Source organism: Aquimarina sp. 2-A2 (assembly GCF_045505135.1).
Lineage (GTDB): Bacteria > Bacteroidota > Bacteroidia > Flavobacteriales > Flavobacteriaceae > Aquimarina > Aquimarina intermedia.
The window spans coordinates 170,608-188,078 of sequence record NZ_JBJKFI010000004.1 but is presented as its reverse complement, the minus strand read 5'-3'; the positions used below and the strand labels follow the sequence as shown (position 1 = coordinate 188,078).

At 37.3% G+C, this 17,471-nt stretch carries 7 protein-coding genes; all 7 read left to right on the top strand.

From position 1 onward, the window contains the following. Window positions 1–29 precede the first annotated feature (29 nt). The 7 genes from ACJRPK_RS11515 to ACJRPK_RS11485 all read left to right on the top strand — a co-directional run bounded on the left by ACJRPK_RS11515 (window position 30) and on the right by ACJRPK_RS11485 (window position 17,296). Entirely contained in the window at window positions 30–2,780 is a 2,751-nt protein-coding gene (locus tag ACJRPK_RS11515) for a triple tyrosine motif-containing protein (RefSeq protein ID WP_407140048.1), read from the top strand. 249 nt (window positions 2,781–3,029) lie between these two features. Then, on the top strand, window positions 3,030–6,050 hold the full coding sequence (locus tag ACJRPK_RS11510) for a SusC/RagA family TonB-linked outer membrane protein (RefSeq protein ID WP_407140047.1): 3,021 nt from the start codon (window positions 3,030–3,032) through the stop codon (window positions 6,048–6,050). Window positions 6,051–6,062: 12 nt separating this feature from the next. Next, on the top strand, window positions 6,063–7,541 hold the full coding sequence (locus ACJRPK_RS11505; RefSeq protein WP_407140046.1) for a RagB/SusD family nutrient uptake outer membrane protein: 1,479 nt from the start codon (window positions 6,063–6,065) through the stop codon (window positions 7,539–7,541). An 18-nt stretch (window positions 7,542–7,559) separates the two neighbouring features. Beyond that, window positions 7,560–9,167 (top strand): hypothetical protein, encoded by a 1,608-nt coding sequence (locus tag ACJRPK_RS11500; RefSeq protein WP_407140045.1) that lies wholly within the window; start codon window positions 7,560–7,562, stop codon window positions 9,165–9,167. A 17-nt stretch (window positions 9,168–9,184) separates the two neighbouring features. Next, window positions 9,185–10,810, top strand: a complete 1,626-nt coding sequence (locus tag ACJRPK_RS11495) for a glycoside hydrolase family 16 protein (protein ID WP_407140044.1) — start codon at window positions 9,185–9,187, stop codon at window positions 10,808–10,810. Window positions 10,811–10,918: 108 nt separating this feature from the next. Beyond that, window positions 10,919–13,243 carry a beta-glucosidase BglX gene (gene bglX, locus ACJRPK_RS11490; RefSeq protein WP_407140043.1) on the top strand — a complete coding sequence of 775 codons (2,325 nt, stop codon included), beginning with the start codon at window positions 10,919–10,921 and terminating at the stop codon, window positions 13,241–13,243. 129 nt (window positions 13,244–13,372) lie between these two features. After that, window positions 13,373–17,296, top strand: coding sequence for a family 16 glycosylhydrolase (locus tag ACJRPK_RS11485; protein ID WP_407140042.1), 3,924 nt, complete (start codon window positions 13,373–13,375; stop codon window positions 17,294–17,296). Window positions 17,297–17,471 lie beyond the last annotated feature (175 nt).

Sequence of the window (17,471 nt, the reverse complement as noted above, 5' to 3'; positions counted from 1 at the left end):
CCTTTTTGTTCCTACTATCGCTAATAACGATGGCGCAGGAACTTCCGCCAGTTGAAAAATATTTACCCGAAAGTTATGGAGGCGAAACTCAAAACTGGTCCATATCTCAAGCTGCAAATAAGAATATTTATATCGCCAATAACGAAGGCTTGTTAGAGTTTAACGGGGCTGATTGGACGTTGTATCCGACACCTAACAGGACTGTGATGAGATCTGTTAATGTAGTGGATGACCGCATATACACGGGTTGTTATATGAATTTTGGCTTTTGGAAAAAAAACGATTTAGGAAAATTAAAGTATATATCCATCAGTGATACCATCAAGGATCAATTAATCGAAGATGAGCAGTTTTGGGGCATCGTATATCAGGACAACTGGGTGCTTTTTCAGTCACTCCAAAGGATTTATATGTATAATACGACTACTCAAAAAATTACAATCATAGACTCTCAGTCTGGGATACGTAGCATATTTAATGTTGACGGTATAATTTATTATCAGGATTTAGTAAAAGGTATTTTCAGAATAGAAAAGGGTAAACCCATTCTGGTTACTAATTCTCAGGTATTGGCAAATGATAAAGTTGTAAGTATTTCAGGTACTCAAAATAATCTTTTGATACTGACGAGTAATAATGGTTTCTATAGATATACCCCGGATAGTTTTAGCAAGTGGGTTATTGCAGCAGATGAAGTGTTACAGGGGTCAAAGATATATAGCGGAATACAGCTTAAAAATGAAAATTTAGTTTTAGGAACAATCTCCAAAGGCATAATTTATCTTTCATCTACGGGAGATGTATTATATCAAATTGACCAGAACAAAGGGTTGAGCAATAACACGGTATTATCTGTTTATGAAGATATCGAAAGGAATGTCTGGATAGGTCTTGATAATGGGATCAATTGTATAAATATTACATCACCAATTACTCTCTTTAATGATGAAAAAGGAAATTTAGGGACTGTATATGCTTCAGTTATTTTTAACGACCATTTATATTTGGGTACCAATCAAGGCTTATTTTATAAAAAAGTTGATACTGAGGATACTTTTCAATTTGTTAAAGGTACGAACGGACAAGTTTGGAGTCTTTTTGTATATGATGACACCTTATTTTGCGGTCATGATTCAGGCACTTTTATCATTGATAAAAACGAATCTGAGTTAGTATGTGAGATTACGGGAGCATGGAATTTTAAAACAATACCCGGGCAGCCAAACAATTTGTTACAGGGAACCTATAGCGGATTGAGTGTTTTAGAAAAAATAGGCAATAGCTGGAGTTTTAAACATGTAATTGAAGGATTTAATTATTCGGCAAGGTATGTTGAAGTAGAGGATAAAACGATTTGGGTAAATCATGAGTATAAAGGCCTCTTCAAACTCACTATGGATGATCAATTTTCAAAAATAATTGATATAGTTGAAGACTTTTCAATAGAAAAAGGTAGGAATTCGAACATTTTAAAGTTTGAGGAGAATATTCTGTATACGCATGAAACAGGTATTTATTCTTACAATAAGCAAAAAAAAATCTTCGAGCAGGAATATCTGATAAGTAAAAATTCAGCTACCAAAAAAGAGTATATAGGTAAGTTGATAACTGATAATATTGGTGGGCTTTGGAGTTTTTCTGACGATTATTTAGGTTATATTTCTTATGATCAGTTTTCAGAAAAATTGCAATTGGTAGAAGTAGCTATTCCGAGATCACTTAGAAAAGAAATGTTTGGTTTTGAAAATATCACCTATATAAAGCAGGACTCCTATCTACTAGGTACAACAAATGGCTATATGATTATAGAGTTGTCGAGAATAAATTTTAAAAAGTATAGCATTTTTTTAAATAAAATTGAAGGTAAAAATAAAGGATCAGCCTTTGAGACCATCTCATTGTTACAAGAAGAACCAACTTTTGAATCTCAGCGTAACACTTTCAAGATTTCGTATACTGTTCCGGAATATGACAAGTTTTTAATTACTAAATTTCAGTATAAGCTAGAAGGGTTTTATGAGCATTGGAGTGGTTGGAGCACAAATTCAACTACTACTTTTGAGAACCTTCCATTTGGTAGTTATACCTTTAAGGTAAGAGCTAAGACAGGAAATATTTTGTCCGATAATACTGCGTCATATAGCTTTAATATAGCCAGACCATGGTATTTTTCAATGACCGCAATTTTCATGTATAGTTTGGTTTTAATAGGGGTTTTATTTCTTACTCATAAAGCTTACAAAAATTATTATGCAAAACAAAAACAAAAATTAGTAGAGTATAATAAAAGGCAACTAGCGCTAAAAGCCTTAGAGAGCGAAAGAGAAATCATGAAGTTGAATAATGAAAAGCTTATGCAGGATGTTGAAAGTAAGAATCGTGAACTTGCTACATCCACCATGAACATTATTAAGAAAAACGAAATACTGAATACTATTAAAAAAGAACTTCAAAAATCTGAAGCCGAACGGAGCGGTTTGACTAATGTAGAACGAATAATTGATAGAAACCTCAATAATAAAGATGACTGGAGACATTTTGAAGAAGCCTTTAATAATGTAGATAAGGATTTCTTAAAAAAGCTAAAAGCTAAACACGACAAGTTAACACCAAATGACTTAAGATTTTGTACCTACCTAAGATTGAACCTGTCTTCAAAAGAAATCGCACCTTTATTGAATATCTCTGTTAGAAGTGTAGAAATCAAACGTTACAGACTTAGAAAAAAACTTGATCTAAAACACGAAGAAAGTCTAGTTAATTATATTTTAGATATTTAACACTACATCAAAGCTACATTCTACCACAACATTACCTATACTCTAACGTTATAGTTGCGCTTAAACCGGATGATTCTCGCTAGATTCCATGATATAAAATTCATGTTTTTTTAAGCAAATACAGCGATTTTGATAAATTTTATCATAATTATTTGATATTTATTCATAAGTGTTGATTTTTTGTTGTGGTGGTTTTTAACAGTTTCTTAATCATTGTATATACATTTGAGTAATCAAATAATACTATTTATGAAAGTTATATACTTCTTATTAGCTGTGTTTCTAACAACGTTCTCCTACGCACAGGAAATTCAAGTACAGGGAAATGTAAAGGATAACGATGGATTAAATTTACCAGGAGTAAATATTATAGTAAAGAACACAAATAAAGGGGAGGTTACCGACTTTGATGGAAATTATAGTATTGGTAATATTTCCAGAGGAGACATTCTGGTTTTTTCTTACTTAGGCTTTGCTAGTAAAGAAATTACCGTTGGTAACAACACAACTATTAATGTTATTTTAGAGGAGGATAGCGAATCTCTTGAACAAGTTGTCGTCATTGGTTATGGTACACAAACTAAAAAAGAAATTACCGGGGCAGTCTCAATTGTTTCCTCAGAGACTATTGAAAAATTAAATGTAGTTCAGGTCGAACAGGCACTACAAGGCCAAGTAGCAGGGGTAAATATTACGTCACAATCCGGAGCACCGGGAAGCAACGCAACAATTTCCATTCGAGGAGTTTCTACGAATGGTGATAACCGTCCGTTGATTTTGGTTGATGGTAACGTGATAGAAGATCTGAGCGTTTTGAACCCAAATGATATAGAAAGTATTAATGTATTAAAAGATGCTACAGCTGGTATTTATGGTGTGCGAGCAGCTAATGGGGTTATTTTGATAACTACCAAAACGGGGCGTAGAAATCAGGAGCTCAAGTTTGAGTTTGATTCCTATGCCGGTTTTCAGGAAACTACCCGAAAGATACCGGTACTCAACGCTACCGAATATGGACTTATTATAAATGAATCATTTACAGCTGGAGGAGGTTCCCCTCAATTTTCTAATATCTCTCTATTAGGAGAAGGTACAGACTGGCAGGATGAAGTGTTTAAAACAGCTGCAATTTCAAGTGTAAATTTAAACGCTTCAGGTGGTACTAAAAAGTCTACCTACTCAGGCGGTTTATCCTACCTTACTCAGGATGGTATTGTGGGAAGAGGAAAAGCCGGATTTGATCGTTTAACCGCAAGATTAAACTATGGGTTTCAGATCACTGAAAATTTGAAGTTGACAACTACTGGAATTTTTACCAGAACAAATAGAAAAACACTTCCAGAAAATGCTTTAGGATCGGTACTATTTAATGCACTTAACATGGCGCCCACCTTATCAGTTTACGACCAAAATGGAGATTTTACAATTGCCGAAGGATTGGGGAATGAAGTAATTAATCCTTTAGCTCAAATAGAAAACACATTCAATGACAGTCAAGTGAATAAAATTGCTGCCACTATTGGATTACAATATAAGTTTCTCAATGATTTTACGGCAGAAACCAGATTTCAGGCAAATTACGCAGATGTAGATGAAATAACCTTTGCTCCAGAAGTCTTCTATGGATCCGGTAAGGTTTTTAACATTGATAGAAACAGAGTCACAGAAACAGATAATTATTTTAGAGATTATACGTGGGATAATTTTTTAAAATATGAAACAGTGATTAAAGAGGATCATGATATAAAGGTACTTTTAGGAATGTCCGTTTTTCAAACCACAGGTTTATTTAATGAATTAACCGGATTTGAAATTCCTGGAAATTCTTTTGATAATGCATCTATAGCGAATGCTGTTGATATTGCCGATAGGTATGTTAATGGGGGAGATGAATTTGATGCGCGGTTATTATCCTATTTCTCAAGATTACAATACAGTTACAAGGGTAAATATTTACTATCAGCAGTTATAAGAAGAGATGGGTCTACGAAGTTTGGTCCCAAAAATAAGTTTGGATACTTTCCTTCGGCGTCTGTGGGTTGGGTAGTCTCTGACGAAGCTTTCCTTACTGAAAACAGCTGGTTAAACTTCTTGAAATTAAGAGGTAGTTATGGAATTATTGGTAATGATAGAATTGAGGATTATCGATTTGTTTCGTTATTAAATGGTCAGGGACGTTATGTAATTAACGGAGAGGTTGTTGATGGTAAAGCTATCGGGGCGCTTTCAAATCCTGAGATTAAATGGGAATTACAAAAGACACTAGATATAGGATTCGATGCAAAATTCTGGGAAAACAAATTTGACATAACTTTTGATTATTTTGTAAGACGTACAGAAGACTTATTACTTCAAACCCCTGTAGCTGGTATTCTCGGCGTACAGGCTCCCGGATCCGCAGTTCCTTTTGTGAATGCAGGAACTATTGAAAACAAGGGATATGAATTCGCAATAGCATTTAATGATAACTTCTCTGAAGATTTTGAATTCAATGCAAGCTTTAATATGACTGTATTAAAAAATGAGGTTATTGAGGTATCAGGAGAGAATAGTTTTGTAGAAGCTGGCAATTTTGGTGTAGGCACAAGTTTACCACCTTCCCGTATGGAAGCAGGTAAACCTATTGGGTATTTTTATGGATTACAAACCGACGGTATATTTCAAAACCAGGCAGAAGTAGATGCGCATGCTACGCAGGTGAATGCCGCGCCCGGTGATTTACGTTACGTGGATATAAATAACGATGGTCTAATTGATTCTGAAGATCGAGTAGACATTGGCGATCCTATACCAGATGTTACCATGGGACTCAATATCGGATTTAGATTCAAAAATCTGGATTTCAGTTCGTATACTTTTGCCTCCATTGGCAATGATATGATTCGTAATTATGAGCGTAATCAGAATCTTGTGAATCGTAGAAATGCTTCTTTAGGTCGATGGACGGGAGAAGGAACAACCAATGACTTTCCAAGAGTCACCACCAGCGCAAATTCTAATGGTCTGTTTTCTGATTTCTATGTAGAAGATGCTTCGTATGTTAGAATACAAAATGTACAATTGGGATATACGATCAATGACAAGTTTATGGATGTTATGGGCATAGATAAGTTCAGAATTTATGCTTCGGTAAATAATTTGTACACGTTTACAGAGTATCAAGGCTACGATCCATCAGCTTCATCGGGAGATCCTATTGGTGGAGGTATTGATCAAGGCTTTTATCCAGTACCCAGGACTTACTTAGTAGGTGTTAACCTTAAATTTTAAAAAATGAAAAAGATGAAATATATAGTGAAATCCGCAATCTTTTTTATGACAATGGCTCTCTTAGTCTCTTGTAGTGATGACTTTGTAGACGTGGCTTCACCTGATCCAAACTCAGAGGATTTTTTTAATACAGAACAGGAGTATCAGGATGCTCTAATCGGAGCTTATGATTTATTGCAATCCACCTATCTTAATGTTATGCTAGGTGAGATAGCTTCAGATAATACCATAGCGGGAGGAGAAAGCGCATCTGATGTACCGGGAATACAAGAAGTGGATAAGATGGAGCACACTTCGGTGAATGCCCAGCTCAGAGATATTTGGAACTGGATGTTCGCCGGAATAAACAGAGCAAATTATATCATGGAATTTCAGGACAAAATTGATTTTTCTGGGAAAGAGCAAATTATTGCTCAAACTCGTTTCCTCAGAGCCTATTACTATTTTGAATTAGTAAAATGGTTTGGTGATGTGCCATTAGCGATTGATAAAAGAATTCTTTTTGGGGAAGAAAGTGGGATTGAGCGAACTCCCAAAGAGGTTGTTTATACTCAGATTGAAGAAGATTTACTATTCGCCGGAGCTAATTTACCTGCCACACAGGCAGAAGCAGGTAGAGTGACGTCAGGTGCAGCCCGAGCTTTATTAGGAAAAGTTTATTTATACCAGGATAAATTTTCTGAAGCAGCAGCGGTTCTGGACCAAGTAATAGCGGGACCTTACGATTTGGTAGCAGACTATAATTCTATTTTTGAACAAGAAGGAGAGAATAACATAGAATCTGTTTTCGAAGTGCAGTACGACGATAATTTTCCGGGAGCCGGTTTTGATTGCCTGCAGTGTAGTGAAGGGAATGTAGCAGTTGGTTTTAATGGAATACGCAATTACACGGGTCCGCTATTTGAATCTGGCTTTAGTTTTAACCTGCCAAGACAAGAAGTAGTGGATGCATTTGAAACCGGAGATATCAGAAAAGATGTGGCGATTCTGGATATTGAAGCATGGGCGGAAGAGACAGGAGCAACATATTCTATTGGCTATCAAACAGGTTTCGAAATTGGACATACAGGATACTACAATCGCAAATACATAGCACGTCAAGGGGACCTTAATACCGGAGACCCAAACCTCACAAACCCTAATAATTACCGTGCAATTCGATTTGCAGATGTATTATTAATGGCTGCAGAAGCACATAATAGAAAGTCCCCAAGTAATGATGGGCAGGCACTTATTTATCTAAATAGAGTACGCAATAGAGCACAATTACCGGATGTTACCGCTACAGGGGATGCACTAACGAATGCTATTTATCAGGAAAGAAGAGTAGAATTGGTTGGTGAAGGACATCGCTTTTTTGACTTGGTTAGAACCGGAAGAGCGGCTCAGGAAATAGAAGGTTTTATGACAGGGAAACACGAAGTATTTCCTATACCGCTAATAGAAATCCAGTTAGCTGGAAATAGTTGGGAGCAAAACCCAGGATATTAAAATATAAAATAGAATAAAATGAAATTTTTTAAACACACATTCAGATTATTTCTTTTGCTATTGATCATTCAAGGATGTAACGACGACGATAATTTCGATTACCTTAATAATGTGGATGCACCTGCAAATATAGCTGCTGCTATCCAGCTGACTCAGGATAATACCGGGTTAGTAACCATTACTCCAAAGGGAGATGGCGTTGTATCCTTTGATATATACTTTGGAGATGAAACTGAGGCACCAGTTAACATACAACTGGGAGAGGTAATAACACATGCGTATACAGAAGGGACCTATGATCTAAGGATAATCGGTATAGGAATTACAGGATTAAAAACAGAAGCAATTCAACAAGTTGTAGTATCCTTTAATGCTCCCGAAAACTTAGAGGTTGTAATCGCAAATGATGAAGCTACCTCCAAACAGGTAAATGTTACTGCAACCGCGGATTATGCGATGTCTTTTGACGTGTATTTCGGAGAAGAAGGAAATGATGCTCCTGTATCTGCTACTATCGGTGAAGTAGCATCGTATACCTATCAACAACCGGGAACGTATACAATTAAAGTGGTAGCAAAAGGAGGAGCTATCGCTACTACTGAGTATTCTGAAGTATTTGAAGTTACAGAAATTCTACAACCGGTGGCATCAGCACCAACACCGCCCGTAAGAGCCGCTCAAGATGTAATTTCAATATTTAGTGCTGCTTACACTGATGAACCGGGAACCGACTATTTCCCGGATTGGGGTCAGGGAAGCCAGGGTAGTAGTTGGTCGTTATTTGATCTTAATGGCGATGCAATGCTTCAATACATTAATTTGAGTTATCAAGGCATTCAATTTGGAGCAGCTGTAGATGTTAGTGCTATGGAATTCTTTCATATGGACGTATGGACGTCTGGAGACGTAACTGCAATCGAAACATCACTTATTAGTCAAACAAATGGTGAAAAGCCTTTTTCTAATGATTTGGTCGCTGGGCAATGGACAGCTATTGATATTCCTATTTCAGCGTTTACAGATCAAGGACTTACGGTGGCAGATATTCATCAGTTAAAATTTGTTGGAACTCCCTGGGCAGAAGGAACAGTTTTTATAGATAATATTTATTTTTATAAAGGAAGCGCACAGACGGTTACAGCAGCACCAACACCTACCGTAGCTGCAGCAAATGTCATTTCTATGTTTAGTGATGCATACACAGATGTAACCGTAGATACATGGCGTACTTCATGGTCAGATGCCGTTTTAGAAGATATAACAGTAGAAGGTAATCCAACAAAAAAATACAGTGCTTTAAATTTTGTGGGAATTGAAACCACTTCGGCACCTATCGATGCAACCACTATGACACATTTCCATACCGATGTGTGGTCAGATGACTTTACAGAGTTTAAAATAAAGTTAGTAGATTTTGGTGCTGACGGACTTTTTCAGGGGGGTGATGATGTAGAGCATGAAATCACTATCTCAAATCCTGCAGTAGGAGAATGGGTTAGTTTGGACATTCCACTATCAGATTTTACTGGATTAACCACACGAGCCAATATAGCACAATTAATTTATGTTGGATCTCCTACAGGAGCTACAACGGTGTATGTTGACAATGTATATTTTCATAACTAATGGTAATAAATAAAAGTATGAGCTCAATAAAAAATATAAAATACTTCCTGGGATCCATTATTTTACTTTTAATAGGCTGTCAAGAGGATGATTTGTCTGTAGGACAAATTAGTACACCATCTAATATCCAGGTTACAATTGATGTAGTAGGTTCAGATGAAACCAATCCAAACGGGGACGGTAGCGGTACGGTAATTTTCAAAGCAAATGCAGAAAATGCCATAGCTTACCAATTCGTATATAATGGCAATGCGCAATCATCAACTTCTGGAGTACAGGAGTATAATTTCGGAAACACCGGGCTGAGTACCTATCAGGTAACTGTTATAGCGGTAGGGGCTGGTGGCGTGTCGTCAAGTACTACGGTTGAGGTAGATGTTTTGGTGCTATATGAACCTCCTATCGAATTAATAACGATGCTAACTACGGGTTCGTGGAGAATAAAAAGTGAGGTTCAAGGACATTTTGGTTTAGGACCCGTTGGAGGTGAAGAACCGGGACAATTTTTCTCTGCACCACCAAATAGTAAAGAAAATGTAGGTATGTATGACGATCGCTATATTTTTGGGGAAGATGGAACATTTACCCATATTACAAATAATGAAAATGATGATCCAACGTTGAATCCTGAAGGTACTGTCTTTGGCAGGATAGACCTAATTGATGAATTAGCGGGACCGGGTACGGGAACCGTTGATGGTGCCGATGTATTAAATTACCCTTATAGTGATTACACAGGTTCTTGGGCTATTAGTGCACCAGGAGGCGTGGAGACCATTAGCTTAACTGGTACCTCATTTATCGGATATTATACCGGAGGCAACCATAAGTATGAGCTTTATAAGTACGCAGAACAACCGGCAAACGAATTAATTCTGAGAACCACAGACGGAAATAACGAATTTGACTGGTGGTTTATAATAACCAATAAAGAAGAAAGCTTTCAAACTACATTTAATTCCTTACTGTGGTCTGATGAGTTTGATGTAGAGGGAGCTCCAAATTCTGCGAACTGGTCGTATGATTTAGGAACCGGAACCAATGGTTGGGGTAATGGAGAAGCTCAGACCTATACAAATGATCCGGGTAATGTTTCTGTGCAGGGAGGACTGCTTAAGATAACAGCAAAAGCAGAAAACGGTGGATATACCTCAGCCAGAATAAAAACGCAGAATTTATTTTCATTTACTTATGGTAGAGTGGAGATACGTGCAAAATTGCCTGTTGGAGGAGGAACTTGGCCTGCACTCTGGATGTTGGGCGCTAATTTTGAAACGGTAGGATGGCCGGCTTGTGGTGAGATGGATATTATGGAACACGTAGGGAATAATCAGAATAACATATCAAGCGCTTTGCATTTTCCTGAGAATAATGGTGGAAATGCAATTGTCAAGGAAATAACTGTTCCTGGAGTTTCTACTGATTTTCATACGTATAGTGTGGATTGGACACCAGAAGAAATAGTTTTTTTAGTAGATAATCAGGTATATCATAGATTTCAGAATACAACAGCAACGCCGTTTTACGAAAAAGACTTTTTTTTAATACTTAATCTGGCTATGGGAGGTAATTTGGGAGGTGCTATTGACCCTGCCTTTGTATCATCTTCCCTGGAAGTTGACTATGTAAGAGTATATCAATAGAACTTTTTTATCTGCCATTTATAACGTACAAGTTGGTAGGTTGGGGGTTATTCATTGTAATGATAATCCTTTACTTACTTTTTAAACCGCTTAAATCCTATACTTTACATGAGAAATAAAATTTTTATTATCATAGCAATTACTTTGCTTACTTTGACGGCCAGTTTTGTACAAATACATCCTGTAAGTAAAAGACCATCTTCAAGTTCGAGTACCGATGTCATTAATATTGATAGTGATGTGAATCGAAAAGTTGATTCGTTACTTTCTCTAATGACATTAGAAGAAAAAATAGGGCAGATGAATCAGTACAACGGTTTTTGGGATGTAACAGGTCCTAAACCAAAAGACGGTATGGCTGCAAAAAAATATGAGCATCTACGTAAAGGCTGGGTAGGATCGATGTTGAATGTTCGCGGCGTAGAAGAAGTACTTTCGGTACAAAAAATTGCTGTAGAAGAGTCACGACTGGGCATTCCACTAATTATCGGATTTGATGTGATTCATGGGTATAAAACGATGAGTCCAATTCCCTTGGCAGAGGCTGCTAGCTGGGATTTACAAGCTATACAAAAATCTGCTGAGGTCGCGGCAGCTGAAGCTTCGGCAGCTGGAATTAACTGGACATTTGCTCCTATGGTAGATATATCGAGAGATGCCAGATGGGGACGTGTTATGGAAGGAGCAGGCGAGGATCCCTTTCTAGGGGCTAAGATCGCGATAGCACGTGTAAAAGGCTTTCAGGGAGAGGATCTTTCTAAAAATAACACGATTGCGGCATGTGCCAAACATTTTGCCGGCTATGGATTTGCCGAAGCAGGCAGAGACTATAATACAGTGGATATTGGAACCTCTACCTTACATAATATTATTTTTCCTCCTTTTAAAGCAGCCACTCAGGCCGGAGTGAAAACTTTTATGAACGCGTTTAACGAACTTAATGGTATTCCTGCGACGGGTAATAAATTTCTACAGCGTGATATTTTAAAGGATTCATGGAATTTTGATGGTTTCATGGTTTCCGATTGGGGTTCTATTACCGAAATGATTGCTCATGGACATGCAAAAGATGGAAAAAAAGCAGCAGAAATAGCTGTTAATGCTGGATCCGACATGGATATGGAATCTTATTTGTACGTGGAGCATTTGGCAAGTCTGGTAAAGGAAGGTAGTGTTCAAGAAAGCACGATTAATGATGCTGTAAGAAGGATTTTGAAGGTAAAGTATGAATTAGGTTTGTTTGATGATCCTTATCGCTACTGTAATAAAGAAAGAGAACGCACAGTTATAGGTAGTAAAGCCAATCAAGAGGCTGTTCTGGATATCGCAAAAAAATCCATTGTATTATTAAAAAATGAGAAGCAACTATTACCACTTAAGAAGGAAGGTCAAAAAATAGCACTTATCGGTGCGTTGGCGAGCGATAAAAATAGTCCGTTGGGTAGTTGGAGAATAGGGGCAGATGACGATACAGCCGTATCGGTATTAGAAGGAATGCAGGAATACAAAGGTAATACATTGATGTATGCCAAGGGTGCGGATGTGTCTGTAGGTAAAACAGCTTTTATAAAGGAAGTAAAGATCAATACTACAGATACAAGTGAATTTAACGAAGCAGTAAAAGCAGCGCAACAAGCTGATGTAGTGGTTATGGTTTTGGGAGAAGTTGGTTTTCAGAGTGGGGAGGGAAGAAGCAGAACAGAGCTAGATTTACCGGGAGTCCAACAGGAATTATTAGAAGAAGTGTATAAAGTAAATAAGAATATTGTTTTAGTACTTAATAACGGTCGTCCTTTAGCTATTAACTGGGCAGACGAACACATTCCTGCAATTGTTGAAGCTTGGCATTTAGGGTCACAAAGTGGACACGCAATCGCTCAAGTGTTATATGGTGACTATAATCCAAGCGGAAAATTACCAATGACCTTTCCTCGGCATGTAGGTCAAACGCCTATGTATTATAATTATAAAAATACAGGGAGACCTGTAGAACCTGATCCCGATGTTGTTTTTTGGTCGCATTACTCAGATCAGAAAAATAGTCCGTTGTATGCATTTGGTCATGGCTTAAGCTATACTACCTTCACATATGAAAATCTAGAAGTTATTCCCGTAAACACTTCACATAAAGCGCCAAAAATTGAAGTTGCTGTGGATGTTACCAATTCGGGTGATCGTGAAGGCAAAGAAGTCGTTCAATTGTACATAAGAGACCTTTTTGCCAGTATAACCAGACCGGTTAAAGAATTAAAGGGTTTTGAAATGAGTTCATTACAACCCGGTGAAAAAAAGAAAGTCCGCTTTGTATTGGACAGCACTACCTTGGGATTTTATAATAATGATGGTCATTGGGTGTTAGAACCTGGGGAGTTTAATGTATTTGTGGGAGGAAGTTCGGATGAGACCATGGCATCTGATTTTAGTTTGAATTAGTACGAATAAAAGATAAACTTACTGACCTGCTTTTAAAACCATTTGTAGGTAAATATTTTTCGGTAAAACAGAATTCTTACTGTTAAATAAAGAAGATTACACGTTTCACATATATAAACCAACTTAGTTATGAAAACGATTATTCTCTTGAAATTATTTTCAATTTTTACAGCTTCGCTGTTCTTTGTCAATTTCGGATATACCCAATGTACAGAACTCATATTTAGTGATGATTTTGCAGGTAATTCTATTGACCTAAATAAGTGGAGCTTTGATAACGGTGATGGATGTCCCTCTCTCTGTGGGTGGGGAAATTCAGAAGAACAGTGGTATAGACCCGAAAATACAACTGTACAGAATGGAAAGTTAATTATTACTACCAAAAAAGAAGTTTTTGGAGGTAAGCAATACACTTCATCTAAGCTTATCACTTCGGGAAAGTTTAGCTCTAAATACGGAAGGTACGAAGCTAGTATCAAACTACCATCTGCAGGTGGTATATGGCCGGCATTTTGGATGCTTCCTGAACAAAGCAATTGGCCGTTTACCGGTGAGATTGATATCATGGAAGCAAAACACAAAAATCCAAACACTGTGGGAGGGACTGTTCACTATTCTAATGGCGGATGGCAATTTAACGGTAGAGAATACGATGCAAACATAAACCTTTCTGAAGGATTTCATGAATATGCTGTGGAGTGGGAGCCTAATGAGATACGATGGTATGTAGACAAGCAGCTATATCATAGGGTGACTCCTTCAACTACTGTTGATCCCTGGCCATTTTCTAATGGAGACTGGTATCTTATTTTAAATGTGGCTGTTGGAGGCAGAGGGACGCCTTACACCGGAAATATTCCGCCGAGCCCAAATGATTACCCGACGCAAATGGAGGTGGATTATGTAAAGGTATATTCAGGAACATTCAATACCCAACTTTCCGGCGATGTTAAAGTATATGAAGGTGAAACCAATAAAGCTTACAAAATTACACCTGCAAATTCAGCCTCATATGTATGGTCAGTGCCAAGTGGAGCTTCTATTGTTTCAGGACAGGGTACAGATGCTATCAAGGTTAATTGGGGAAATACGGGCGGTAAAGTAAAAGTAAATGTTACTATTCCCAACTGCGGAACCAAAGAGTATACCTTGGATGTCTCCATTAGCCCAAAACAAACATTAGATTTTCTTTTCGAAGATTATGAGGGAAACCGACAATTAACGTATTCTCCAAAAACTGATGGAGTCCTCATACAATCAGTTGCTAACCCCGCACCGGATCTGATAAATACCTCTGTTTCCGTGGGAAAATATGTGAGAGCTACAGGAGCACAATATGATGGCCTGTATATGTCAACTTCTGCTATTGGCAATGCATTGGAATACACTTCCGGAGAAAAAAACATTTGGATAGATATCTACAGCGATGCTCCTGTTGGAACCGAGTTTATGTTGCAAATAGAAAATGGAACACTTTCTTCAGGAGACTGGCCTTCCGGAAGGCATAGTAGGTATAGCGCTGTAACGACCACTCAAAATCAATGGGAAACTCTTGAATTCGAATTGGTAGATAGACCGGATCCCAGTGTGAGACCTTTGGAAGTCGACCAATTAGTGTTGCTTATTGACCCTGATAGTTATACAGGACATACAACCTACATTGATAACATAAGAAAAATGGATGCTACGGATCCTGTCGTATTGGAGGAAGTAATAATTGCCAATTTTGATGATGTAAATCGATTGACTTATTTTTTTGGAAATGGAGTGTATACAGAACAGGTAGTAAATCCAAATGGTAATGGGATGAATACCAGTGTCAATGTATCAAAATATGTAAGAGGTTCTGTAGAAACCTATGATACCGTAAGTTTTAGTACTGCAGTTATAGAGAATAGTGGGCCCTTCATTAAAGGGGACTTTATTTTCTTTATGGATATATATACTGCAGCGCCTGTTGGAACAGAAATCTCATTGAGTTTAGAAAATCAAATAACTTCTGAAAATAATTTTCCGGCTGGCAGAAATAGCCAATTCAGCGGATCCGTTAAAAAACAAAATGAGTGGCATACTGTAGCTTTTGCTTATACCTCATCACCCGATGGCGCGACTTCAAATTTCTCAGTTAATGAAATTTCTGTACTTTTTGATCCGGGTTCGAATACAGTAGAGACCTATTATTTTGATAATTTTCGATATGGTATAACTAAGTTACCACCTTCCTATGAATTCTCCAGCATTATACAGGATTACAACGGAATTGACAATCTGATTTTTAATGCGACCACTACTGGTGTATACACGGCAAATGTTTCAAATCCTCAGGGAAACAGTGTGAATAACTCCTCATTAGCGGCAAGTTATGTTAGAGATAAAACAGAATTATACGATGTTTTATTTTTAGACACCAACCTGATCAAAGATGCCAGTGCTTATGTAGCTGAAGAAAAGCGATTTGCTATGGATGTGTATACAAGTGCTCCTGCAGGGACTATCATTAGCTTGCAATTAGAAGCAGGAACAATCTCTACTCCAAATAATTATCCTGCAGGAAGACATAGTATTTATCAAGCTGCGGTAAAAGAACAAAATAGTTGGCACACTTTAGAATTTGTTTTGGTGGGAACTCCGGATTTGGTAGTAACTGATGCACAGATAGATTCTGTAGTTTTTTTGTTTGGACCTAACACAACAGGAGGAGATACTTTTTATATCGATAATGTAAGGTCACTTACCAAAAAAAGGATCAATTCAACCCCAATTTTATCAAGCATAATAGTAAGTCCATTAAACGCTTCAATTGATCAAAATCAAACCCAACAATTTGTTGCCCAGGGATATGACCAAAATGGAGATAGTATGGCTGCAACTTTTACATGGAGTACCACGGGAGGTACTATCGATTCTAATGGTTTGTATACCGGATCCAATGATGGAGTTTATACGATCACAGCGGCTAGTGATTCAGTTTCTGCCAACGCTACAATTACTGTAAATCAAAATAACAGTTCATATATACCAATACCGGGTTTGATCGAAGCAGAAAATTATAAGTCAGGAGGTGAAAATGTTGGGTATTATGACACTACGTTAGATAACCTGGGAGGTGCTTACAGACAAGATCAGGTGGACATAGAAAATACTCAAGATAGTTCAGGTCAATATAATGTAGGGTGGATTGATTCAGGAGAATGGTTGGCATATGACATTGATGGTGCAAGTGTGACCAATGTGTACGATATTTATTTTAGAGTATCATCTGCAAATGGAAACGGTAAATTTCATTTGGAGTTGGATGGAGTTTCAATTACTGAAGTACTCGCTGTTTCTAACACGGGTGGCTGGCAAAATTATGAAACCATACGGGTAAATAACGTACCAATCAGTGCTGGTTTACATGAGTTGCGTATGGTATTCGATAACGGTGGTTTAAATATAAATTATATAGAATTCAAGCAAACATCTGGACCAACAAACGAAACAAATTGCTCGGGTTCTGCAACCAATAACCAATACGAATATAAAATATCATCAGAGACCGTAAATCCTACAATAACTTTTGTTCCTAAAGTGGGCGGAGTTGGAGCAACTACCTGCATTTTATATTACGGTACTTCAGAAATCGGACCATATCCGGGATATATGGTGAAACCAAATATTCCTTATCAGATAACCGCTAATTCAGGACAACAAATTTATTTTTATTATACCTATAGTCTACCAACAGGAGGAGAAGCTAATACAGAAAACGATAAACATAATTTTACTGTAGGTTCTTGTTCTGGTACATTACGATCAAGTTCCGAACTAAAAAATACTTCAATTAGTTTTTATCCCAATCCTATACACGATATTTTGACATTTACAGATCTCAGGGAAGTAAGTCGTATCGTACTTTACAATCTTGGTGGAAATATAGTACTGGACAAATTCTTAGATGAAAATTGTAAAAGCTATAGTATTTCAACTCACAATCTACCAGGTGGGATATATATGGTAAAAACCATAAGCAGAAGAAATGGAGTATCGATAGGTAAGCTTGTAAAAGAATAGTATTTCATTAGCCAGGTTTTAGGTTGTATTCAAGGATGTACGTTGTTTATTATCAGAGTCCTATCAAAAATTAAGCAAATCAATTGAGATTGGTGAATTTAATTTATTCGTTCGACTTACGGATCCTACAAATACTTACTCTTAGAATAGAGCCTAAAACCCTATGATGTACGCC